At 52.7% G+C, this 22285-nt stretch carries 22 protein-coding genes; 10 read left to right on the forward strand and 12 right to left on the reverse strand.

The features are described from left to right. Window positions 1-74 precede the first annotated feature (74 nt). The 3 genes from hcp (at window position 75) to QWJ20_RS02000 (ending at window position 4559) form a co-directional block, all read left to right on the forward strand. Window positions 75-1727 carry a hydroxylamine reductase gene (hcp, locus tag QWJ20_RS01990; RefSeq protein ID WP_039287019.1) on the forward strand — a complete coding sequence of 551 codons (1653 nt, stop codon included), beginning with the start codon at window positions 75-77 and terminating at the stop codon, window positions 1725-1727. 139 nt (window positions 1728-1866) lie between these two features. After that, the gene (hcr, locus tag QWJ20_RS01995) at window positions 1867-2892 is read left to right on the forward strand and encodes an NADH oxidoreductase (protein ID WP_433991719.1); all 1026 of its coding nucleotides are present in this window, start codon (window positions 1867-1869) and stop codon (window positions 2890-2892) included. A gap of 230 nt (window positions 2893-3122) precedes the next feature. After that, entirely contained in the window at window positions 3123-4559 is a 1437-nt protein-coding gene (locus QWJ20_RS02000) for a DUF2867 domain-containing protein (protein ID WP_433991720.1), read from the forward strand. Here QWJ20_RS02000 and QWJ20_RS02005 read toward each other — a convergent pair. Both QWJ20_RS02005 and QWJ20_RS02010 read right to left on the reverse strand, forming a co-directional pair. Then, window positions 4556-5383 (reverse strand): N-acetylmuramoyl-L-alanine amidase, encoded by an 828-nt coding sequence (locus QWJ20_RS02005; RefSeq protein ID WP_039514593.1) that lies wholly within the window; start codon window positions 5381-5383, stop codon window positions 4556-4558. The genes QWJ20_RS02000 and QWJ20_RS02005 overlap by 4 nt on opposite strands. 61 nt (window positions 5384-5444) lie before the next feature. After that, window positions 5445-5768: a heavy metal-binding domain-containing protein gene (locus tag QWJ20_RS02010; protein ID WP_014915058.1), complete on the reverse strand. Its 324-nt coding sequence runs from the start codon at window positions 5766-5768 to the stop codon at window positions 5445-5447. Between the two features lie 206 nt (window positions 5769-5974). Between QWJ20_RS02010 and artP the strand changes: the two genes are divergently transcribed. From artP to artJ (QWJ20_RS02035), 5 genes are all read left to right on the forward strand, one after another. After that, entirely contained in the window at window positions 5975-6703 is a 729-nt protein-coding gene (gene artP, locus QWJ20_RS02015) for an arginine ABC transporter ATP-binding protein ArtP (RefSeq protein ID WP_280927623.1), read from the forward strand. A gap of 20 nt (window positions 6704-6723) precedes the next feature. Beyond that, entirely contained in the window at window positions 6724-7455 is a 732-nt protein-coding gene (gene artJ, locus QWJ20_RS02020) for an arginine ABC transporter substrate-binding protein (protein WP_433991721.1), read from the forward strand. A gap of 11 nt (window positions 7456-7466) precedes the next feature. Continuing rightward, window positions 7467-8183, forward strand: coding sequence for an arginine ABC transporter permease ArtQ (gene artQ / locus QWJ20_RS02025; RefSeq protein WP_010277263.1), 717 nt, complete (start codon window positions 7467-7469; stop codon window positions 8181-8183). Then, a complete protein-coding gene (gene artM / locus QWJ20_RS02030; RefSeq protein WP_010277266.1) occupies window positions 8183-8851 on the forward strand; it encodes an arginine ABC transporter permease ArtM in 669 nt (222 codons plus the stop codon). The genes artQ and artM overlap by 1 nt, the downstream gene beginning before the upstream one ends. Before the next feature lie 231 nt (window positions 8852-9082). Next, window positions 9083-9814, forward strand: a complete 732-nt coding sequence (gene artJ, locus QWJ20_RS02035) for an arginine ABC transporter substrate-binding protein (RefSeq protein WP_010277268.1) — start codon at window positions 9083-9085, stop codon at window positions 9812-9814. Window positions 9815-10175: 361 nt separating this feature from the next. On the opposite strand, the gene rlmC is transcribed toward artJ (QWJ20_RS02035), so the two are convergent. The 9 genes from rlmC to nfsA all read right to left on the reverse strand — a co-directional run bounded on the left by rlmC (window position 10176) and on the right by nfsA (window position 19107). Further along, window positions 10176-11309, reverse strand: coding sequence for a 23S rRNA (uracil(747)-C(5))-methyltransferase RlmC (gene rlmC / locus QWJ20_RS02040; protein WP_433991722.1), 1134 nt, complete (start codon window positions 11307-11309; stop codon window positions 10176-10178). Window positions 11310-11434: 125 nt separating this feature from the next. Next, a complete protein-coding gene (locus QWJ20_RS02045) occupies window positions 11435-11887 on the reverse strand; it encodes a YbjO family protein (RefSeq protein WP_039509103.1) in 453 nt (150 codons plus the stop codon). 189 nt (window positions 11888-12076) lie between these two features. After that, window positions 12077-12922 (reverse strand): putrescine ABC transporter permease PotI, encoded by an 846-nt coding sequence (potI, locus tag QWJ20_RS02050; RefSeq protein ID WP_010277277.1) that lies wholly within the window; start codon window positions 12920-12922, stop codon window positions 12077-12079. Beyond that, the gene (gene potH, locus QWJ20_RS02055) at window positions 12919-13884 is read right to left on the reverse strand and encodes a putrescine ABC transporter permease PotH (protein WP_433991723.1); all 966 of its coding nucleotides are present in this window, start codon (window positions 13882-13884) and stop codon (window positions 12919-12921) included. The genes potI and potH overlap by 4 nt, the downstream gene beginning before the upstream one ends. A gap of 14 nt (window positions 13885-13898) precedes the next feature. Continuing rightward, window positions 13899-15032, reverse strand: a complete 1134-nt coding sequence (potG, locus tag QWJ20_RS02060) for a putrescine ABC transporter ATP-binding subunit PotG (protein ID WP_039275501.1) — start codon at window positions 15030-15032, stop codon at window positions 13899-13901. A 201-nt stretch (window positions 15033-15233) separates the two neighbouring features. After that, window positions 15234-16343, reverse strand: a complete 1110-nt coding sequence (potF, locus tag QWJ20_RS02065) for a spermidine/putrescine ABC transporter substrate-binding protein PotF (protein ID WP_010277286.1) — start codon at window positions 16341-16343, stop codon at window positions 15234-15236. 371 nt (window positions 16344-16714) lie between these two features. Beyond that, the gene (locus tag QWJ20_RS02070; RefSeq protein WP_039275494.1) at window positions 16715-17194 is read right to left on the reverse strand and encodes a YbjN domain-containing protein; all 480 of its coding nucleotides are present in this window, start codon (window positions 17192-17194) and stop codon (window positions 16715-16717) included. A 265-nt stretch (window positions 17195-17459) separates the two neighbouring features. Continuing rightward, a complete protein-coding gene (gene rimK, locus QWJ20_RS02075; RefSeq protein ID WP_014915049.1) occupies window positions 17460-18371 on the reverse strand; it encodes a 30S ribosomal protein S6--L-glutamate ligase in 912 nt (303 codons plus the stop codon). A gap of 16 nt (window positions 18372-18387) precedes the next feature. Then, window positions 18388-19107 carry an oxygen-insensitive NADPH nitroreductase gene (gene nfsA, locus QWJ20_RS02080; protein WP_320721805.1) on the reverse strand — a complete coding sequence of 240 codons (720 nt, stop codon included), beginning with the start codon at window positions 19105-19107 and terminating at the stop codon, window positions 18388-18390. A 308-nt stretch (window positions 19108-19415) separates the two neighbouring features. Here nfsA and QWJ20_RS02085 point away from each other — a divergent pair, with 308 nt between their 5' ends. Then, on the forward strand, window positions 19416-19682 hold the full coding sequence (locus QWJ20_RS02085) for a GrxA family glutaredoxin (RefSeq protein WP_010277298.1): 267 nt from the start codon (window positions 19416-19418) through the stop codon (window positions 19680-19682). Window positions 19683-19775: 93 nt separating this feature from the next. On the opposite strand, the gene QWJ20_RS02090 is transcribed toward QWJ20_RS02085, so the two are convergent. Then, window positions 19776-20147 carry an inner membrane protein YbjM gene (locus tag QWJ20_RS02090; RefSeq protein ID WP_014915047.1) on the reverse strand — a complete coding sequence of 124 codons (372 nt, stop codon included), beginning with the start codon at window positions 20145-20147 and terminating at the stop codon, window positions 19776-19778. A gap of 376 nt (window positions 20148-20523) precedes the next feature. Here QWJ20_RS02090 and QWJ20_RS02095 point away from each other — a divergent pair, with 376 nt between their 5' ends. Next, window positions 20524-22212 carry an aspartate:alanine antiporter gene (locus tag QWJ20_RS02095; protein WP_014915046.1) on the forward strand — a complete coding sequence of 563 codons (1689 nt, stop codon included), beginning with the start codon at window positions 20524-20526 and terminating at the stop codon, window positions 22210-22212. The last annotated feature ends 73 nt before the right edge of the window (window positions 22213-22285 follow it).

Consider the following 22285-nt stretch of genomic DNA (forward strand, 5'->3'; position numbering starts at 1 on the left):
CCTTTTTACCTGCCTCGGCTAACACTATGCTTTAAACAAGCATTTAAAATGCAACTTAAAAAAAGGAAGTCATTATGTTTTGTGTGCAATGTGAACAAACGATTCGTACCCCTGTTGGAAACGGCTGCTCTTACGCGCAGGGCATGTGCGGCAAAACCGCAGAAACCTCCGACCTGCAAGACCTGCTGGTCGCTGTGCTGCAAGGGCTTTCTGCCTGGGCGCTGAAAGCCCGTGAGTTGGATATCATCGATCACGATGTCGACAGCTTTGCGCCACGCGCCTTCTTCTCTACGTTGACCAACGTTAACTTCGATTCTCAGCGAATTATTGGCTACGCACAAGAAGCCATTACACTGCGTGAGTCACTGGCTGTTCGCTGCCGTCTGCACGATGCCACCGTGACCGTCGATCACCCAATGGCAGCCCTGCAACTGGCAGGTAACGATATTCCGACCTTACTGCAACAGGCAGCAGATTTTGCGCTGGACAGCGATAAAGCCAGCGTTGGTGACGACGTTCACGGCTTGCGCATGCTCAACCTTTACGGTCTGAAAGGTGCGGCAGCTTATATGGAGCACGCCCACGTTCTCGGTCAGTATGACAACGCGATCTATGCCGAATATCATGCCTTCATGGCATGGCTGGGCACACAGCCATCCGATGTTGACACCCTGCTGAACAACGCAATGGGCATCGGTAAAATGAACTTCAACGTTATGGCGATCCTTGACCATGGCGAGACCCATGCTTACGGCCATCCACAGCCGACCTCCGTTAACGTCCGCCCAATTGCGGGTAAAGCGATTCTGATTTCAGGTCATGACCTGAAAGATCTGCGCATGCTGCTGGAGCAAACCGAAGGCACCGGCGTGAATATTTATACCCACGGTGAAATGCTGCCTGCACACGGTTACCCAGAGCTGAAAAAATTCAAGCATCTGGCGGGTAACTACGGCAGCGGCTGGCAGAACCAGCAGACTGAGTTTGCCAAATTCCCTGGCGCAATCGTCATGACCTCCAACTGTATTATCGATCCAAACGTGGGCAACTACGGCGACCGCATCTGGACGCGTAGCATCGTAGGCTGGCCGGGCGTGAACCACCTGGAAGGCGACGATTTCAGCCCGGTTATCGAACAGGCACAGGGTCTGGCTGGTTTCCCATACAGCGAAATCGAGCACATGATCACCGTCGGATTTGGTCGTGAAACGCTGTTGAGCGCTGCGGATACCGTCATCGATCTGGTTGCACAGAAAAAACTGCGCCACGTCTTCCTGGTTGGCGGATGTGACGGTAGCCGTGAAGAACGTAGCTACTTCACGGACTTTACGCTGAACGTTCCGCAAGATTGCCTGATCATGACGCTGGCCTGCGGTAAATACCGTTTCAACAAACTGGACTTCGGTACGCTGGAAGGCCTGCCACGTCTGCTGGATGTCGGTCAATGTAATGATGCCTACGCGGCCATTATTCTGGCCGTTAAGCTGGCGGAGAAACTGGGCTGTGGCGTGAACGATCTGCCGCTGAGTCTGGTACTGTCCTGGTTTGAACAGAAAGCGATTGTCATCCTGCTCACCCTGCTGTCCCTCGGCGTGAAGAATATCTACACCGGGCCAACGGCACCGGGCTTCCTGACGGACAACCTGCTTGCCATTCTGAACGACAAATTCGGTATGCGAGCGATTACCACCGTTGAACAGGATATGAACACCATTCTGGCCGCTTGATGAATCAATGCGGACGGAGGAGCGCGTTCCTCGTCACGCAGCGTGAGGTGTCGGAATTGATGCCTCACGCTAAGCCCACTGCCTTATGGGCCGCCATTTTTACACGCTTCACCGTACCCGTTTGTTATGGAGATTGATTATGACCATGCCCGCACTACAGATTGGGCCGACACCGCTGTGTTCTAACCGCATGCAGGTACATTCGATTACTCAGGAAACGCCTGATGTCTGGACGATTTCACTGGTTAATCATGATTTTTATCCGTATCAGCCGGGTCAGTATGCGTTAGTCAGCATTGCCAACAGCGCGGAGACGCTACGGGCTTATACGATTTCTTCTTCACCGGGCCTCAGCCGTTTTATTACCTTGACGGTCAGAAGGCTGGATGACGGTGTCGGTTCCCGCTGGCTGACCCAAACGCTGAAAGTCGGTGATTATCTGTGGCTGTCCGATGCACAGGGCGAGTTTACCTGCGCCAACGCGGTCAGCGATCGCTACCTGATGGCGGCGGCAGGCTGTGGCGTCACGCCGATTATGTCGATGTGCCGTTGGCTGCTGGCAAACAAACCGCAAACCGATATCCACGTTATTTTCAACGTGCGCAATCCGCTGCAGGTGATCTTCGCCAAAGAATGGCAGGATCTGGTGCAGCGTTATCCGCAGCAGTTGCATCTGACGCTGATGGCAGAGTTTGACGCTACGCCCGGTTTCCTCTCTGGACGTATCAGCGGCGACCTGCTGGTCGAACACGTGCCGGATATCGCCAGCCGCACCGTGATGACCTGCGGCCCGGCACCGTACATGAACCAGATTGAAACATTGAGTCAGCAGCTTGGCGTTGCCTCAAATCGCATCTTCAAAGAACAGTTCCGCCCGGCAGATGAAGCACTGGATGAAGATACCGATCAGCTCACGCTGACCATCAGCCGTCCGCTGAAAAACCTGCGCGTTCCGGTAGGCATCAGTCTGCTGGCCGCACTGGAAGCCAATAAGGTGCCAGTTGTCGCCGCCTGCCGCGCCGGTGTTTGCGGGAGCTGTAAAACCCGCGTGCTATCCGGTAACTACACCACCAGCAGTACCATGACGCTAACACCAGCCGAGATCGAACAGGGTTATGTTTTGGCCTGTAGTTGCCAGTTGCAAGGCGACACCGTTCTAGCCTGATACACCCACGTTTTACCCCCTTCTGCCTGGTAGCCTCGGCTATCGGGCAGGTAGGTCATGTTAAATGATGCTGGGTTTCAGGCGAGTATTAACGCCATAGTTTTCATCGCTTTTGCCCTTTCCCCATTCATCTTTTGCCGATTTGTCTTTTTCTGATTTGTCTTTTCCCGATTTGTATTTTCCAGATTATAGTAAGCCATGGTTATATTTTGCTGTGGAGCCACTGGCACATGACATCCCCCTCAGCCCCGATCCTGATTCTGGGCGCAACTGGCTACATTGGCCGCCATTTAACCGAGCGCTTGAGCAAACAAGGCAACCGAGTCATCGCTGCCGGTCGGAATATCGAATCCCTCGCGTCACGGCATTGGCCGGGCGTCGACTGCCAACAGGTTGATCTCGCTAAGCCAGAAAGTTTGCCTGACGGCCTGTGGGGCGCGGAAACACTCTATTATCTGGTGCACAGCATGGGCGACGGCGCGGACTTCGTCGCAAGAGAACGGATAACCGCCATGAACCTGCTGCTGGCACTAACCTCCAGCAACGTAAAACAGATTATTTATCTGGGGTCGCTTCAGGCGAAAGACGATACCTCACCGCACATGCAAGCACGCCAGATCACGGGAGATGTTTTACGCAGCAGCGGTATTCCCGTCACAGAGCTGCGTGCGGGCATTATTATCGGGACCGGTTCGGCGGCGTTCGAGATCATGCGCGATATGGTCTATAACCTGCCGATACTGACGCCGCCGCGCTGGGTGCGCTCTAAATCGTCCCCTATTGCGCTGGAAAACCTGCTGGTGTATCTGATCGGCATCGCACAGCACCCCGCGACAGAAAACCGCATCATGGATGCCGCAGGCCCCGAATACATCAGCTACCAGACCATGTTCGAGCGTTTCATTCAGATCAGCGGCAAGCGCCGGTTGCTGATTCCCGTTCCCATGCCGACGCATCTGGTGTCTGTCTGGTTCTTGCATCTGGTGACCTCGGTTCCCCCCTCCATCGCCCGCGCCCTAATTCAGGGGCTAAAACACGACTTACAGGCCGATGGCCGCGAATTGCAGGCATTAATCCCACAAACGCTGATGAGCTTTGATGACGCCGTGCGCCTCACGTTGCAAAGCGAAATGGAGAGCGTACAGCAGGCCGACTGGGGCGATGACACCGAGGTGCGCGCGCGCTGGAAGCCGAATTATGGCTTTTACCCTAAACAGGCGGGCCATACGATGGAGACGCCCGCGTCCAGTCAGGCGCTCTGGCAGGTCATCCAGCAAGTCGGCGGGAAGGAAGGCTATTTTTACGCGAATACACTGTGGAACATCCGCGCCCGGCTGGACGATCTCTGCGGTAACGGCGTGACTTATGGACGCCCCGAGCGCCCGACGCTGGAAGTGGGCGACAAGATTGACGGCTGGAAGGTTATCTCGATCAAACCACAGCGTCAGCTGGTGCTGCTATTCGGCATGAAAGCACCGGGGCTGGGGAAACTCAACTTTACTATCACGGACAAAGGCACTCACCGAACCGTGGACGTCCGCGCCCGCTGGCACCCTTCCGGGTTCAACGGGCTGGTCTACTGGTTCCTGATGATGCCTGCTCATCTGTTTATCTTCCGTGGTATGGCGGCGCGTATTGCGAAACTGGCAGAGAAGGAAGTGATTTAGCGGCTGCCGTATTTCTCCAGCAGCGCGTCGACAATCGCTTCACTCTGCGCATCGGGCTGGCCTTGATAGTTCTCGGGGCGGAAATGCATTTGGAAAGCGGCAATCACCTGCCGCTTCTCACGCGCAGTCATCGTGTCCTGCACCGAGTAGCCATAGCGCCCCAGCTTTTCCAGCAGAACTGCTTCATCCACTGGCTGCAACGGCTGGCGTCCATTCAAATAGAACGCTACCCGCTGCGCATCCGGCCAGGCACCCACTCCCGCTTGCGCAAGCGCTTTCCAGGGGAAGAGCGGCCCGGGGTCTTGTTTGCGCTGTGGGGCGATATCGCTGTGCGCCACCACGTTCTGCGGCGCAATCTGATAGCGATCAACGATATCGCGGGCGATCGCGGTCACGAGCTGAATTTGCGAGGCGGTAAACGGTTCCCACGTATAGCCGGTTAGCGTGCGCTGATAGCCCGCGTTTTCGATCTCAATGCCAATAGACGAATTATTCAGCCGACTAAATCCACGCCAGCTACTGGCTCCCGCATGCCAGGCAGCCTGGGATTCCGGCACCAGTTGCCAGGCAAGTGGCTTACCGTGCTGCAAAGGTGGATGTGCTGGAACCAGATAATGCGCACTGACGTGATCATCCGTCAGAATATTCAGCGAAGTGGCAAAGTCTTCCGCCGTATAATGAATCACTAAAAAGCGGATGCGAGACTCCTGCGCTCGCGACTGCAATGCGGTCTCCAGCACATAATTATTCTGTTCTTTCAACGAAGAGGCTGATTGGCAACCTGCCAACAGCCCCAGCGCTATGCAGACCATCCATTTCAACATCGTTGTTCTACCACTTTTTCACACCGTCTCTGGCAACTTGAAGTATGACGAGTATAAGCCACTAGCGGCGAACCTTTACTGCGGTGCCGCTAACGGTCACCATCAGCATGCTGCCGTCCTTCCCGACGGTTTCATAGTCAAGGTCGATACCTACCACGGCATTCGCCCCTAAATCTTCGGCTTGCTCCTGTAACTCTTTGAACGCAATCTGCCGCGCCTTACGCAGCTCTTTCTCATAAGCACCGGAACGGCCGCCGACGACATCGCGGATACTGGCAAAAAAGTCACGGAAGATGTTCGCACCCAGAATGGCTTCGCCGGTCACGACGCCACAATATTCAGTAATGGTGAAGCCTTCCAGATTCGGCGTAGTGGATAATTGCATGTCGTCTCCTTTCACTGCTATTGGCTATATAGGGCGCGGCTCTGCTGGCATCGCGATGAGAAAGCACGTGCTCAGCCGTAAGTCACTATTTTGTGCTATTATTTAACCAACAAATCGCTTATTGGCAAATTTTAACCCACGGTGATTGCATAACTATTCTGCCGACGTTAACATTCGCCGCATCAATGTCTATTCAATTCTTACGCATGAGTATTCAACTAAACGGCATTAACTGTTTCTACGGCACATACCAGGCGCTATTTGATATCACCCTCGATTGTCCTGCGGGTGAAACGCTGGTTCTTCTCGGTCCCAGCGGTGCAGGAAAGAGCTCGCTGATACGCGTTCTTAATCTGTTGGAAATGCCACGTTCTGGCAAGCTTTCTATCGCCGGTAATCAGTTTGATTTTCAGCGCACGCCATCCGACAGCGCGATCCGTGAATTGCGTCAGAATGTCGGGATGGTGTTCCAGCAATATAATTTGTGGCCGCATCTGACCGTAGTGCAGAACCTGATCGAAGCGCCCTGCCGCGTGCTGGGGCTGAGTAAGGAAGAGGCGAAAGCGCGGGCGGACAAGCTGCTGACGCGTCTGCGCCTCAATGACTTTGCCGATCGCTTCCCTCTTCATCTTTCTGGCGGACAGCAACAGCGTGTCGCGATTGCTCGTGCGCTGATGATGGAACCTCAGGTTCTACTGTTTGATGAACCGACTGCCGCGCTGGATCCAGAAATTACCGCTCAGGTCGTCAACATCATCCGTGAATTGGCAGAAACTGGCATTACGCAGGTGATTGTGACCCACGAAGTTGAATTTGCCCGTAAAACGGCCAGCCGTGTGGTGTATATGGAAAACGGCCGCATCGTTGAACAAGGGGATGCGACGCACTTTACCCAGCCGCAGACGCCTGAATTCGCTGGTTATTTGTCACATTGATTACTATCAGGAAAATGATAATGAAAAAATTGATTGTTGCAGCCTTATTCGCCGTTGGTGCCGTCTCTGCTAACGCCGCAGATACCATCCGTTTCGCAACCGAAGCCTCCTACCCTCCGTTCGAATTTGTCGATGCCAATAACCAGATCCAGGGTTTTGATATCGATCTGGCCAATGCGCTGTGCAAAGAAATGCAGGCGACCTGTACGTTCAGCAATCAGGCCTTCGACAGCCTGATCCCCGGCCTGAAATTCCGTCGTTTCGAAGCTGTCATCGCGGGAATGGATATTACCCCTGAGCGTCAGCAGCAGGTGTCGTTCACCCAGCCTTACTATGACAACTCCGCTCAGTTCATTGCTCAGAAAGGGAAAGTTGCCGATATCGCCGCGCTGACAGGCAAACGCGTTGGTGTACAAAATGGCACCACCCATCAGAAATACCTGATGGAAAAGCATAGCGATATCAAAACCGTGCCATACGACAGCTACCAGAATGCCGTTCTGGACCTGAAAAATGGTCGTCTGGATGCCGTGTTCGGTGACACCGCTGTGGTTAACGAATGGCTGAAGCAGAACGATGCGCTGGCAACCGTGGGTCAGAAAGTGACGGATAAAGGTTACTTCGGTGTCGGTCTGGGCATCGCCGTGCGCCAGAACAACGATGAGCTGCTGAAAAAATTCGACACTGCGCTCAACAAAATCAAGCAGGATGGCACTTACGAGACCATCTACAAAAAATGGTTCCAGCAGTAATCTGACGCTCAATGATTGAATTTCAACCTCTTGCAAGCGCCGCCGGGATGACCGTCGGCCTTGCCGTTTGTGCACTGGTGCTCGGCCTCGTGCTGGCGATGCTGTTTGCCGTTTGGGAAACTGTCCGCTGGAAGGCCGTTAGCTGGACGGGAACCGCAGTCGTGACGCTGTTGCGCGGCCTGCCAGAAATTCTGGTCGTGCTGTTCATCTATTTCGGCTCTTCTCAGCTGCTGATGATGCTGGCAGACGGATTTACCCTGAATCTCTTCATCGTGCAGATTCCGGTAAAACTGGATATCGGCATGTTTGAAATCAGCCCCTTCCTGTGCGGCGTGATTGCGCTGGCGCTGCTGTATGCCGCCTACGCATCCCAAACGCTGCGCGGCGCACTGAAAGCCGTCCCGCAAGGGCAATGGGAATCGGGTCAGGCGCTGGGACTCAGTAAAGCCGCGATCTTTTTCCGTCTGATCATGCCGCAAATGTGGCGTCACGCCCTGCCAGGATTAGGCAATCAGTGGCTGGTGTTGCTGAAAGATACCGCGCTGGTGTCGCTGATCAGCGTGAACGATTTGATGCTGCAAACCAAAAGCATTGCGACACGGACGCAGGAGCCATTCACCTGGTACGTTGTCGCGGCGGCGATCTATTTGATTATTACGTTGTTAAGTCAGTACGTGCTGAAACGCATTGAACTGCGCACCACGCGTTTTGAGCGGAGGCCTTCCTGATGCTCGCTTATTTACCTGAGCTTGTAAAAGGCCTGCATACCAGCCTGACCTTAACGGCGGTCTCCATCGTCGTGGCGCTGGTGTTATCGCTGCTGTTGACTGTGGTGCTGACGCTCAAAACGCCGGTCATCTCGCTGTTGGCGAAAGGCTACATTACGCTGTTTACCGGTACGCCGCTGCTGGTGCAAATCTTCCTGATTTACTACGGCCCTGGGCAATTTACCTCTATCCAGCAAATCCCCTGGCTGTGGAATCTGCTTTCACAGCCTTGGCTGTGTGCGATGGTGGCACTGGCACTCAATAGCGCGGCTTATACTACGCAGCTTTTCTATGGTGCGGTAAAAGCGATTCCTGCCGGACAGTGGCAATCCTGTGCCGCGTTGGGCATGGATCAGAAGCAGACATTACGTATTTTGCTGCCATTTGCGTTTAAACGTGCGCTGTCTTCTTATTCAAATGAAGTGGTGTTGGTGTTTAAGAGTACCTCACTGGCTTATACCATCACGCTGATGGAAGTGATGGGCTACAGCCAGCTGATGTACGGCCGGACGTATGATGTGATGGTGTTTGGTGCCGCAGGGATTATCTACCTGTGCGTCAATGGGTTACTGACACTACTGATGCGCTGGGTTGAACGGCGCTCGCTGGCATTCGAACGCCGCAATTAATGCTTATTGCATGTATTCACTTAGAAAGCAGGCTTTGATAGCCTGCTTTTTTTATGGCGTGCCATCCCTGGCCGCCCCCCTTACGGGCCGTTGCTGACGTAAAAACATGCAATAAATCGACTTATTAATCATTTTAATTGCATATAAATTCAATCAATGGCATGGTAATCGCCATGACGTCGGAATATTTCCGCGCAACTATTTTATAAGAAAAACAGACAGGAGTAGGTAATGAAAAAATTAGTGCTCGCCACCTTACTGGCAGGAATCGCCTTCAGCGCCACCGCCGCAGACACCATCCGTTTTGCATCATCAGCTACCTACCCGCCATTTGAATCACTGGATGCCAGCAACGAAATCGTCGGTTTCGATATGGATCTGGCGAAAGCGTTGTGTAAGCAAATGCAGGCGACCTGTACGTTCACCAATCAGGCGTTTGACAGCCTGATCCCTGCACTGAAATTCCGTCGCTATGACGCCGTGATTTCTGGTATGGACATCACGCCAGAGCGCAGCAAGCAGGTCGCGTTCACGCAGCCTTACTATGCCAACTCCGCCGTGGTTATCGCGCAAAAAGGGAAATTCAGCGACTTTGCCGCGATGAAGGGCAAACGCATTGGTATGGAAAACGGCACGACGCACCAGAAGTACATGCATGATAAGCACCCGGAAGTGCAAACCGTCTCTTATGACAGCTACCAGAACGCGGTTCTGGATCTGAAAAATGGCCGTATTGATGGTGTATTCGGTGATACCGCTGTCGTCAACGAGTGGATCAAGGCGAGCCCTGAACTGGCAACGGTTGGCGAGCATGTGACTGACGCAGAATACTTCGGCACTGGGCTGGGCATCGCCGTTCGTCCTGACGACAAGGCGCTGTTGGAGAAACTGAATAAAGCGCTGGACGCCATCAAAGCGGACGGCACTTATAAAACCATCAACGACAAGTGGTTCCCGCAATAAGGTTCGATCTGCGCGGTGTGAATGCACCGCGTTATCGAACGCTTCCACGATTACGTGTTAGGTCGTTTAAAGGTTTCGGGCGTGTTAATTACAGTATTCTTCTGTCATTTCATCACACGCCCGACAAGGCGCGCTCAAACGCCGCAGCGCCTTGACCACTGGCTTTTCGGCGTTAATTGCGCCGCTTCGCGGTGCCTTCGGCGTTCGTATCCGCTGTTCGGACCGTCTGCGACGCGTTCCTTACGCGGCGCAGACTTTCGCGGCGTCCATGCCGCTCATCCGGCGGCCACGCCCACCTCAGCGCAATTTTTTACGCCTACTGTGGCAACACCGTAAAGTATTCAGATGTCCTGACTCTGCCTTAGCCATCCTCACGCTTCAATAACGTCAGCACTTCGTAATGTGCCGTATGCGGGAACATGTCGAATAGCTGTACGCGTAGCGCGCGATAATTCGCCAATTCCGTCATGTCTTTCGCCATGCTTTCAGCGTTACAGCTGGAATAGAGAATATAGTCCGGTGCCATGCGGCTCAGGTAGGCGCACAGTTCACTGCCGATACCACGGCGTGGCGGGTTGACTAGTACCAACTCAGGAATTTCCGCTTTAGCGGTCGCGAACTGCGTTGAATCCAGAGCCTGAAACTCTACCTGCTTCAACCCTAACTGTTCCGCAGAGCGACGCGCGCAGGCTATCGCCTCGGCGCTGATTTCAATCCCCGTCAGACGCATCTCCGATGATGCACAGTGCAGGCCAAAACCCCCTACCCCGCAAAACAGATCCCACATACTGGTAATATTCAGCTCTGCTACCCAATCGCGAGCCGTCGCATACAGCGCGGCTGCCACCTGAGGGTTCGTCTGGAAAAAGCTTTGCGGACGGATATACAACGGCACCTGGTTGAACTGTTCAGCCAACGCGGCAGCGTCACTCAGGATAATCTCCGTTTTCCCTTCCATAATCGCCTGATGCACGGGCTGAATATTGACGGATATCACCTCAAGCTGTGGCGACTGCTGCTGTAGCCAAGGCAATGCGGCACGCAGCTGCGGCAGCTTGGTTTCCGAGCGTAAGACAAAGCGCAGCATGAATGTACCGTGCTGCGTACTTTCCGTCAGCAGCAGGTATTTCAGCTCCCCGCGGCGTCGAGCCACGTTATAAGGCGTCAGCCCCGCACGAGCGATGAAGACCTTAATCACGTCGAAAATCGGTGCGAAGCTGGAGGGATAAAGTGGACAATCGCAGAGATCCACCGCCGTTCCATCACGATGTAGCATTCCCAGCAGCGGGCGTTCCACGCTGCCGCTCACCACCATTTTGGCTTTATTACGAAAGGCAGACTGGGCAGAAGGCTGCACGGGCAACCAGCACTGCACGGCATGCGGTTGCAGCAAACCTTCAAGATGTTGCTGCTTATCAGACAATTGCTGCGGGTAGGCTTTTTCCAACCATTGGCAGGAACGACAGGTTCCCGTGCTGTAGCGGGCACAATGCATAAAAATCTAACTATTAAAATAATACGGAATGCGAGGATTATATCACTCTGACGGCGTCACCCTGCGACCTTTTGCCGATTTATGGGCGACGCCTGCAGCCAGAGTGGCTCATAAGAGAGAAATGTCTATTTCTGACGCAGAAAAAAACGCTTACTGCGTCGTGGCAGAAACAGTAAAACAATCACCAGAAGATCTGGGATCTTTTGCAACAGAAGTTGATGCAGCACGGCAGCGTTGTTTTCTCCTGAGATATGGAATATCGCTGGCATAAATTCACTCAGCGACGCCAGCAGCAGGTAACACACCACGACGGCCTGACAGACCACATAACCCCATCGCCCCCAGTTCACTCCAGCCAAAACGGCAAAACCACAGCGAATTTCAACACCGACGACAACCAGTGACAGCAGTAGCACCAGTGTTGAATCCCAGGCTTCTGCATTGCTGCCAATCCAGCCGCTCAAATCGCTGAAACCTAGCTCCCATACAAGCAGCAAAATCCCCAAAACGCGGGTAGCAATAATCGCAATCCCCGCCACCATCACAGGCACCGGGGCATAAACTTTGCGTTGTGTTATTTCCTTCTTCATATACAGAATTTCAACGCTCTCCCTTCATGCGGTATTTACCCGCCAAAAATACAGCATCAATATAACGTCTGATGCCAATATAAAACTTGATTGCCATACAAAACAGCAACGCCCCCATACTCTGGCGGCGTTGCTGGTCATCTTCGCTAGGCTAACAAATTACGGTGAGAGATCGAATCAGCCGCGTCTCGCTTTTTGCATATCGCGATAGCGCTGCTTTTCTGCCCTCGCCATAAACCACCAGGCGATAAACCCAATAATACCAACGACTAACAATATCAGGGAAGCCAATGCGTTAATTTGTGGATTAACGCCCATTCTGACGCTGGAGAACACCAGCATTGGCAGCGTTGTCGAGCCGGGCCCTGCCACGAAGCTAGCGATAACCAGATCGTCCAGCGACAGCGTAAACGCCAGCAGCCAGCCGGAAAGCAGCGCAGGAGCAATCATCGGCACTGTGATAATGAAGAACACCTTGAGCGGGTTCGCGCCCAGATCCATTGCCGCTTCTTCAATTGAACGGTCCAGCTCACGCAGTCGCGCGCTGATCACCACGGTGACATACGCGGTACAGAACGTGACGTGAGCCAGCCAGATGGTGAGCATTCCTCTTTCCGCTGGCCAGCCAATGGCATGCCCTAATGCCACAAAGAGCAACAGCAGCGACAGGCCGGTAATCACATCTGGCATAACCAACGGCGCTGTCAGCATAAAGGCAAAACCATTAGAACCACGGAAACGACCAAAACGCACCATGACCACGGCGGCGATCGTGCCAAGAATCACGGCCATCGTAGCCGAGGCGGCAGCAATCGTCAGGCTCAGGAGCACCGCGCTGATCATCGCCGTATTGTGGAACAGCTCGACGTACCAGCGTGCCGACCAGCCAGCCCATACGGTCACCAGCTTGGAGCTGTTGAACGAGTAGATCACCAGCATCAGCATCGGCGCATAGAGGAACGTAAAGCACAGCACCAAAATCACAATACGCCACGGTGAGCGAACAACAGGTAAATTATTCACGCCTCACCCTCCGCCGTTTTGCTCTGATGTTTGTGGAACCAGATAATCGGCATAATTAACAGCAACAGCATGACTACAGCAACGGCAGACGCCACTGGCCAATCGCGGTTATTGAAGAATTCCTGCCACAGAATACGGCCAATCATGATGCTGTCCGGCCCGCCGAGCAGTTCTGGAATCACGTACTCTCCCACTGCAGGGATAAAGACCAGCATCGAGCCCGCAATGATTCCACCTTTCGTTAAGGGGACGATCACGCTGAAGAAGGTTTTCAGCGGTCGCGCTCCGAGATCCAACGACGCTTCCACTAATGAATAGTCCAGACGCATCAGCGCGGTATAGATCGGCAGCACCATAAATGGCAGATAGGAATACACAACGCCGATATACACCGCCAAATTGGTATGCAGAATAACCAGCGGTTCATCGATCACGCCCAGCCACAGCAGGAAATTATTCAGGATACCGTTATTTTTCAGAATCCCCATCCAGGCATAGACGCGAATCAGGAATGACGTCCACGATGGAAGAATCACCAGCAACAACAGGATATTACGCGTTGACGGTTTACTGTGCACCACTGCCCAGGCCAGCGGGTAACCGATAAGCAGGCAGCACAGCGTCGACACGGCAGCAACCTGAAGCGATTGCATATAAGCATCGAAATACAGCGGATCGTCCAACAAATGCAGGTAGTTCCCAAGGTTCAGGGAAATATCCAGCTTGCCGTCCAGCCACGAGACCAGATCGGTATACGGCGGGATCGCCCGCGCCATCTCTGCAAGACTGATTTTGAACACGATCAGGAACGGCAGCATGAACAGCAGCAGCAGCCACAGATATGGCAGCGCGATGACCAGCTTACGCCCGTGTTTTTGACGCCAACGCGCCATCAGTACACGGAGCCAGAGTCTGGCCTTACCCGGTGGTTCCGCCGTGTTATGTTCGGGAAATAAAGTCATAACATTCTTCCTCGCTACACCGTCAGAACCACACAGCTATCGGCATCCCAACACAGCCGAACCTCATCTCCCCAGGTCGGTGTGCCTTTGCGATAGCGGTAGGCATTTTGTAACTGCGCGCTGATGATTTGCCCGCTATTAAGCCTGACGTGGTAAATCGACAGGTCGCCCAGATAAGCGATATGTACCACTTCCCCTACTGCGAAGTTACAACCGTCGGCTGGAACGTCTTCGCACAGCATGATTTTCTCTGGACGCAACGCGATGTAGACCGGAACGCCATCGACCACCGAGACATCCGAATCCACCTTCAGCGGATGCACGAGTCCAGGGCTTTTGATGATCAACGCATCATCCTGACGTTCCTGCAAGATCCCTTCAAACATATTGACTGAGCCGATGAACTCCGCGCTGAAACGCGTGTTCGGATGCTCATAAATCTCTTCCGGCTCGCCAATCTGTACGAACTTACCGCGATTCATAATGGCAATACGGCCTGCCATCGTCATGGCTTCTTCCTGATCGTGCGTCACCATCACGCAGGTCGCGCCCACACGCTCCAGAATATCGACGACTTCAAGCTGCATGCGGTCGCGCAATTTTTTGTCCAGCGCGCCCATCGGTTCATCAAGCAGCAGCAGTTTAGGGCGCTTCGCCAGACTACGAGCCAGCGCAACACGCTGGCGTTGGCCGCCAGAAAGCTGATGCGGTTTACGATTGGCGAACTCTTGCATGTGCACCAGCGACAACATCTCTTCCACACGATCTTTGATTTCTGCACGCGGCAGTTTGTCCTGCTTCAGACCAAACGCGATATTCTTTTCCACCGTCATGTGTGGGAACAGCGCATAAGACTGGAACATCATATTGATGGGACGCTGGTAAGGCGGCACCAATGATAAATCCTGACCATCCAGAAAAATCTGCCCCTGCGTGGGGAGCTCAAAACCTGCCAGCATACGCAGCAGCGTGGATTTCCCACAGCCGGATGCCCCCAGCAGCGCAAAAATTTCGCCTTTATAAATAGTCAGACTGACATCATCAACGGCGGCCTGACCGTCGAACGACTTCGTCAGGTTACGCACTTCCAGCAGCGGTGTGGCTGCTTTTTGAGGTTTTGATTGAGGGCGGGGGATCGCGTCATTCACTTCGCATTGCTCTCCGGCAAAAGCAGAACAAGCCACACCGCAGATGCCGCCATTCGGCGCTTTTTGCATTCAGCAGTGTGACACAATATAGAGCGCGAACAGGCGGATTATCCGCCTGTTCTTTGCCACGTTTTATACCCATCCATCAGGTTGCCGCAACCAGCAACCTTCAAGCTCTTGGGCACTATCAGATCCAAGAGGCTACTTGCCGCTTTTAACCTTAGTCCATGCACGCGTACGCGTACGGTCAATCTGAGGAGATTGCACCTTAAGCGTAAACAGTTTGGCACGCACATCCGCCGGCGGATAAACGCCTGGGTTGTTACGAATCTCTGCGTTTACCAACGGCAAGGAGGCCAGATTACCGCTCGCGTAATACACATGGTTACTGATTCCCGCCATCACTTCCGGTTTCATCAGGTAATCCAGAAACGCATAGGCTTCATCCAGATTTTTAGCATCTTTTGGAATAGCGAGGACATCAAAGAATGCCAACGCGCCTTCTTTCGGAATGCTGTATTGGATATTCACCCCGTTCTTCGCTTCTTTCGCACGGTTTCCTGCCTGCAGGATATCGCCCGCCCAGCCTACTGCGACGCAGATATCGCCGTTTGCCAGATCGTTGATGTACTGCGATGAATGGAAGTAGCGAATGCTCGGACGCAGTTTCAGCAGCAGGTCGGTCGCAGACGTGGTGTAATCACCCGGTTTGGTGCTGTTTGGATCTTTACCCTGATAGTTCAGCACGGTTGCGAAGATCTCTTCCGGTGCATCCAGGAAGGAGACGCCGCAGCTTTTCAGTTTTTCCAGGTTCTCCGGCTTCAGAACCAGATCCCAGCTGTCAACCGGTGCATCGGCACCCAGCGCAGCTTTAACTTTCTCAACGTTATAGCCGATGCCCGTGGTCGCCCACAGGTAAGGCAGGGCATATTTATTCTCTGGATCGTGCTGCGCAATCAGCTTCATCAGCTCAGGATCCAGATTTTTGTAATTCGGTAACTTGCTCTTGTCTAATGGCTGAAAAACTCCCGCAGAGAGCTGGCGCTCCAGGAAGCTGGCAGAAGGCACCACCAGATCAAAACCCGTACTGCCCGCCATGAGCTTGCCTTCCAACACTTCGTTGGAATCAAACACGTCATAGACGACTTTAATGCCGGTTTCTTTCTGGAAATTGGCTAACGTGTCCGGCGCGATATAGTCGGACCAGTTATAAACATGCAGCGTTTTCTCTTCCGCAGATGCGGTGACGGACGCGGCCATCAGCAAGCCGGTAACAACACCCGATAGCCATTTTTTACGTTGGGTGAACATCCGTTCCTTCCTCCATTCAAGGGGGTGATTCGTGGGAGTAGTATGTATCGTTCCGATACAAAATATGTCCTGCCGCGCTCTCCAATCGGTGAATGAGTATGCACCGATTTTTATTCGCCCAGACACACACATAGCCCTGATTCCGCTGTCTGTGTCTTACAGGAATAAAGCATAACCCCACAACATCGTGTGCACCATACTTGAACGTAAAAAATGGGTTTTAACGATTATTTATTCACATTTTATCGATGTGATGAAGGCGTTTAGCGGCAAACAAAGAGAAATATCTGGCAATAATGCGAAATAACCAGAATAAATGGCGGTGAAAGGAAAATAAGTAAAACCAATTGCTGCCGTTGGCAGCAACCGTATCAATGCAGATGAGAGGTGGTGACTCTGGCAGCAGAGCCCTCTTCTTCCTCGCCGATAAACAGCAGATTATTAGCGCCGGCCTCAAGGATCACCATTGAGATTTGTTCTTCGGACTGCTGCATGAAATGTCTGAATTGTTCCAACGTCATGCCAGCGGCTACGCTAAATGACTGGCAGACAATCAGTTTCGGCAGATTATCATCCTGAACGTCGATAAACGCCTTGACGGTCAACGAGCTGGCATTGATTTGGCTCAGATCGCCAACCAGAGGAATCAACGCGCTGGGCTTCACTTCGGCAAGAGCAGAAAACAGAATCACGTTATCTACCAGATCAACTTTCGCATCGAACACGCCATCAAAATTTTGCATATGAGGAAGATGGAGCGCCTGACAGGAATCACATTCGAAATACAGAATGTTCAGTTGATCCAGCCACCGCCGTAGCATAGCCAAATCCGGGACGATGAGTGAATCCATCATGTTTGCCTCATACCTGCCGCCGTACAGACAGCGTTGTTGAAAAGAAAACACCGTTTACACAGAAGCGATGTTAAAACAGAAACAGCGTTAAAAACGGCCCATAGCTTACGGAATATTGCGCGACGATGCCATGATAAAAGCGCCCCGCCACCCGCTTTCCTCGTTCCACGGCACGTGACGTACCGGATAGCGCCGCTGTCCAGTGCTTACACGCCAAAATAAGGAACGCCGTATTTTACGGCGCGGTCCCTGTTTCAGAAAGCTAACTTTTGCTTATTGTTGCCGATATTGCGAAGCGCCTCTGGGTATTTTGCTCAATAAACTCAATCATCATGCCGGCAATATCGAGTCCAGTCGTCGTTTCAATCCCTTCCAGCCCCGGCGAGGCGTTGACTTCCATCACCAGCGGCCCCCGATCGGCACGCAATATATCAACGCCCGCGATATTCAGCCCCAGCGTTTTTGTCGCCTTGATAGCAATCGCACGCTCCTGCGCCGTAATTTTCACTTTATTCGCCGACCCGCCGCGATGCAGGTTTGAACGGAATTCTCCCGCTTTCGCCTGTCGCTCAATCGCCGCAACAACGCGGTTGCCGATCACAAAACAACGGATATCTTTCCCCTGCGCTTCATGCACGTACTCCTGCACCAGAATGTGCGCATTCAGCCCGCGAAAGGCATCAATCACGCTTTCGGCCGCCTGTCGCGTCTCGGCCAATACCACACCGATTCCCTGCGTGCCCTCCACCAGCTTTACAACCAGTGGCGCACCGCCCACCATCGCAATCAGATCGCCGGTATCATCCGGCGAATGAGCAAATCCGGTGATCGGCAGGTCAATCCCCTCACGAGCAAGCAGTTGCAGCGAATGCAGTTTGTCGCGGGCGCGAATGATGGCGACAGAATTATTCAGCGGGTAGCTGCCCAGCATTTCAAACTGGCGCAATACCGCCGTACCATAAAACGTGATCTGTGAACCGATACGCGGAATAACCGCATCAAATTTATCCAGCCGACGCCCGCGGTAATGCACCGATGGCGCCGCCGAATTGATATTCATGTAGCAGGAAAGCGGGTCGATAATCTCAACGCTGTGTTGGCGCGCCTCAGCCGCTTCACGCAGACGTTTGCAGGAATATAACGCCCCATCACGAGACAGAATGGCTATCTTCATAAATATCCTACGGATACTAACGTATCGCCCATCCTTGTTGATGTAAGTAGTCCAGCATGAATGGACGTAACTCTTTTTTCAGCGTCCGTTCCACGTGCTCACTCCAGCTTTCACGACGACTACCGGTACGTTGCAGATAATATTCCACCATCTGCTGGTCGTATTGCGCCAGCACATCGCGGTCGAGCGGCTGATAGACATTTTCATGCAGCATCATCGCGGTTGGCATGCGCGGTTTCAGCATGGGGTCCGCGTCTGGGTGCCCCAGACACAGACCAAACAATGGCAGAACTAACGTTGGCAGTTGCAACAACTGCGTCACGTCAGCGATTCGATTGCGGATCCCGCCGATAAATACCCCACCCAACCCCAGCGATTCGGCGGCAATCAGTGCATTCTGCGCCATGAGCGCAGTATCGACGCAGCCAATCAGCAATTGCTCAGCAAGCCCGGTTTCTGCCTGTGGGAAGATCGTCACATGCCGGTGAAAATCGGCACAAAAGACCCAAAATTCTGCCGCCTGCGCCACATAGCCTTGCTCGCCAGTATAGTGAACGAGCGTTTCACGCACCGCAGGATCGGTAATACGGATAATTGAGCTGCATTGTAAAAAACTGGAGCTGGACGCACTTTGTGCGGCAGTAATGATGGCATGGCGTTGCTCATCCGTTATGGCCTGAGACGTAAACGCGCGAATAGAACGGTGGCGCTGTAGCAAATCAATCGTTGGTGTCACACTGGCATCCTTCAGTCGGTAAAGTACATCTCATAGGCAGCTTGAAGTATGACGAAATTATATCGTAGCTCGGGCGGAATCTGCATTACCCCACCGCCTAATAGCTTCAGCAAATCGTTGTAACAGGTAATGACTACTTTTTTTCATCAATGAATGCGGGCATAGTATTGATAAATTTCGGTATAGTGACGCGATTCGCAGTACCCTCATTAACCGTAACATTTTTAGCCGTGACCTCGTCTGTAATGGGCGTCACGCTATACGTTTCAAGAATGAGAACATTTTTCTAATTTTACAAAGGAGTTTACATGTTCGCTGTAATTTTCGGGCGCCCCGCTTGCCCTTATTGTGTACGTGCGAAAGAACTGGCAGAGAAATTGGCCGAGCAACGTGATGACTTCAGCTTCCGCTATGTAGACATTCACGCAGAAGGCATTTCGAAAGAAGATTTGTCCAAGACGGTAGGAAAGCCGGTTGAAACCGTACCGCAGATTTTCCTGGATGAAAAACACATCGGCGGCTGCACCGATTTTGAAGCCTATGCTAAAGAGCATCTGGCTCTGTTCCAGTCATAATCATCACACTGGCAGAACACCTAAATCATCGAACTGACAAAACAATAGCGCGGCGACAGTCCGCGCTTTTTTATGGGTTCGGAACCGCGTCCGTCAACGAAGATAGCGCCGATAAAGACTCCGCAAACACAGCACGCCCATTGCCCCCAAAACACACCAAAAGACGGCACTCATCACGTAGGCCAGCTCTTGCCAGAAAGAGCGCATTGGCGTATTCCACAGGTGGAGCACCAGCAAACACACGGGCATTGCCGCCAACGCACCAAACAGCGGGTAAAGCAGGCGACCGCGCGCGGAAAGAAAACAGGCCACCATGCCGGGCAGCAGAAAAAGCAACATTCCTGGACTACCACGTAGCCCATCACTCACCGCAACCTCTGATGCCTCAATCTTTTGACTCAGAAACACGACGGTGAACAATAAAAAACAGCAGGTCGCACCAACCCAGCCTTTATTTCTTGCCATAAATCGCCCCCACTCAATATGCCTCCCAACCTGCCTCAACCAGATACCGAAAATATGCGGCATGGTAAAAATGATTGGTGTATCTATTCCCCGATATGAAAAACATGAGGCTTCGCTACGATTTATTCGACACGCAGGCTATCCACAGAAAAAGACGATAACCCAGCGCATTTCTTCAACAGCGACACCACAATCATTAAATTAAACAATAATTACACTGAACAATTTTTATCGGATAAATTATACTGAACGAGGCTGATTCCTTTCAGCTGACGCGTATTGATACCGTCACGGGAATTCATGCATTTCATGGCTAAATCTAGCCGCTATAATGAATAACATCAAGAACTTACTGGTAAACAACAAGTTACATTCCATGAATATAAACGTCGCTGATTTGTTAAATGGGAATTACATTCTACTTTTATTCGTGGTTCTTTCATTAGGACTCTGTCTGGGGAAATTGCGCCTCGGGCCAGTACAACTCGGTAATTCTATTGGAGTTTTAGTTGTTTCTTTATTACTCGGCCAACAGCATTTTTCGATTAATACCGAAGCGCTGAGCCTCGGCTTTATGTTATTTATTTTTTGCGTGGGCGTGGAAGCTGGGCCAAATTTCTTTTCTATTTTCTTCCGCGACGGAAAGAATTATTTCATGCTGGCGCTGGTGATGGTCGGCAGCGCTATGTTACTGGCGTTAGGCTTAGGCAAATTCTTTGGTTGGGGAATTGGCCTGACGGCGGGGATGCTGGCCGGGTCCATGACCTCAACGCCGGTGCTGGTCGGTGCGGGCGATACGCTGCGCAACACCGCCAGTTTGGGTAACCAGCTCGGTATTGAGCAAGATCACCTGAGTTTGGGCTACGCGCTGACGTATCTGGTCGGGCTGGTCAGCCTCATTTTTGGCGCACGCTACCTGCCCAAACTCCAGCATCAGGATTTGCCTACCAGTGCTCAGCAGATTGCACGCGAGCGCGGATTAGACCCAGACAGCCAGAGAAAAGTGTACCTGCCCGTGATTCGCGCCTATCGGGTCGGGCCGGAACTGGTTGACTGGGCGGACGGCAAGAATCTGCGCGAGCTGGGGATTTATCGCCAGACTGGCTGCTACATCGAACGCATCCGACGCAACGGGATCCTAGCCAGCCCCGACGGTGACGCCGTCTTGCAAATCGGCGATGAGATCGCGCTGGTCGGCTATCCCGACGCCCATTCTCGCCTGAACTCCAATTTTCGCGATGGCAAAGAGGTTTTCGACCGTGATTTGCTGGATATGCGCATCGTAACGGAAGAGATTGTCGTCAAGAACCACAATGCCGTCGGCAAACGCCTGAGCCAATTGAAGCTGACCGATCACGGCTGTTTCCTCAACCGTATTGTCCGTAGCCAAATTGAAATGCCGATTGACGATAACGTCGTGCTGAATAAAGGCGATGTCTTGCAGGTCAGCGGTGACGCCCGCCGGGTCAAAAGCATTGCTGACAGAATCGGGTTCATTTCTATTCATAGCCAGGTTACCGACCTGCTGGCCTTCTGCGCCTTTTTCGTCATCGGCGTGATGGTCGGGCTGATCACCATCCAATTCAGCAACTTCACCTTTGGCATCGGTAACGCAGCTGGATTATTGTTCGCCGGTATCATGCTGGGGTTCCTGCGCGCCAACCACCCGACCTTCGGCTATATTCCGCAAGGCGCACTTAACATGGTCAAAGAATTCGGCCTGATGGTTTTTATGGCTGGCGTTGGCCTGAGTGCAGGTAGCACCATCAACAGCAGTCTGGGCGACGTTGGTATTCAGATGCTGGCTTCAGGGCTGATCGTGAGTCTGCTGCCAGTGGTGATTTGTTTTCTGTTTGGTGCGTATGTGCTGAAAATGAACCGTGCGCTGCTGTTTGGTGCCATGATGGGTGCACGAACCTGTGCTCCCGCGATGGAAATTATCAGCGATACCGCGCGCAGTAACATCCCTGCGCTCGGCTATGCGGGCACTTATGCTATCGCTAACGTGCTACTCACCTTAGCAGGTTCACTTATCGTGGTTATCTGGCCTGAACTGCCTGGCTGAGAAAGTGTAAAAAAACGTCAATATTATTTTCTCAAAGCCAGAACTTTTTCTTTGCCCTACAGTCTGAATAAGT

Source organism: Pectobacterium sp. S5, from assembly GCF_051707265.1.
Classification (GTDB): Bacteria; Pseudomonadota; Gammaproteobacteria; order Enterobacterales; family Enterobacteriaceae; genus Pectobacterium; species Pectobacterium polare.

Bases quoted from the DNA above. Each gene is read 5' to 3' on its own strand.
- hcp (WP_039287019.1), top strand. From the start codon at position 75: ATGTTTTGTGTGCAATGTGAACAAACGATTCGTACCCCTGTTGGAAAC.
- hcr (WP_433991719.1), top strand. From the start codon at position 1,867: ATGACCATGCCCGCACTACAGATTGGGCCGACACCGCTGTGTTCTAAC.
- QWJ20_RS02000 (WP_433991720.1), top strand. From the start codon at position 3,123: ATGACATCCCCCTCAGCCCCGATCCTGATTCTGGGCGCAACTGGCTAC.
- QWJ20_RS02005 (WP_039514593.1), bottom strand. From the start codon at position 5,383: ATGTTGAAATGGATGGTCTGCATAGCGCTGGGGCTGTTGGCAGGTTGC.
- QWJ20_RS02010 (WP_014915058.1), bottom strand. From the start codon at position 5,768: ATGCAATTATCCACTACGCCGAATCTGGAAGGCTTCACCATTACTGAA.
- artP (WP_280927623.1), top strand. From the start codon at position 5,975: ATGAGTATTCAACTAAACGGCATTAACTGTTTCTACGGCACATACCAG.
- artJ (WP_433991721.1), top strand. From the start codon at position 6,724: ATGAAAAAATTGATTGTTGCAGCCTTATTCGCCGTTGGTGCCGTCTCT.
- artQ (WP_010277263.1), top strand. From the start codon at position 7,467: ATGATTGAATTTCAACCTCTTGCAAGCGCCGCCGGGATGACCGTCGGC.
- artM (WP_010277266.1), top strand. From the start codon at position 8,183: ATGCTCGCTTATTTACCTGAGCTTGTAAAAGGCCTGCATACCAGCCTG.
- artJ (WP_010277268.1), top strand. From the start codon at position 9,083: ATGAAAAAATTAGTGCTCGCCACCTTACTGGCAGGAATCGCCTTCAGC.
- rlmC (WP_433991722.1), bottom strand. From the start codon at position 11,309: ATGCATTGTGCCCGCTACAGCACGGGAACCTGTCGTTCCTGCCAATGG.
- potH (WP_433991723.1), bottom strand. From the start codon at position 13,884: ATGACTTTATTTCCCGAACATAACACGGCGGAACCACCGGGTAAGGCC.
- potF (WP_010277286.1), bottom strand. From the start codon at position 16,343: ATGTTCACCCAACGTAAAAAATGGCTATCGGGTGTTGTTACCGGCTTG.
- QWJ20_RS02070 (WP_039275494.1), bottom strand. From the start codon at position 17,194: ATGGATTCACTCATCGTCCCGGATTTGGCTATGCTACGGCGGTGGCTG.
- rimK (WP_014915049.1), bottom strand. From the start codon at position 18,371: ATGAAGATAGCCATTCTGTCTCGTGATGGGGCGTTATATTCCTGCAAA.
- QWJ20_RS02085 (WP_010277298.1), top strand. From the start codon at position 19,416: ATGTTCGCTGTAATTTTCGGGCGCCCCGCTTGCCCTTATTGTGTACGT.
- QWJ20_RS02090 (WP_014915047.1), bottom strand. From the start codon at position 20,147: ATGGCAAGAAATAAAGGCTGGGTTGGTGCGACCTGCTGTTTTTTATTG.
- QWJ20_RS02095 (WP_014915046.1), top strand. From the start codon at position 20,524: ATGAATATAAACGTCGCTGATTTGTTAAATGGGAATTACATTCTACTT.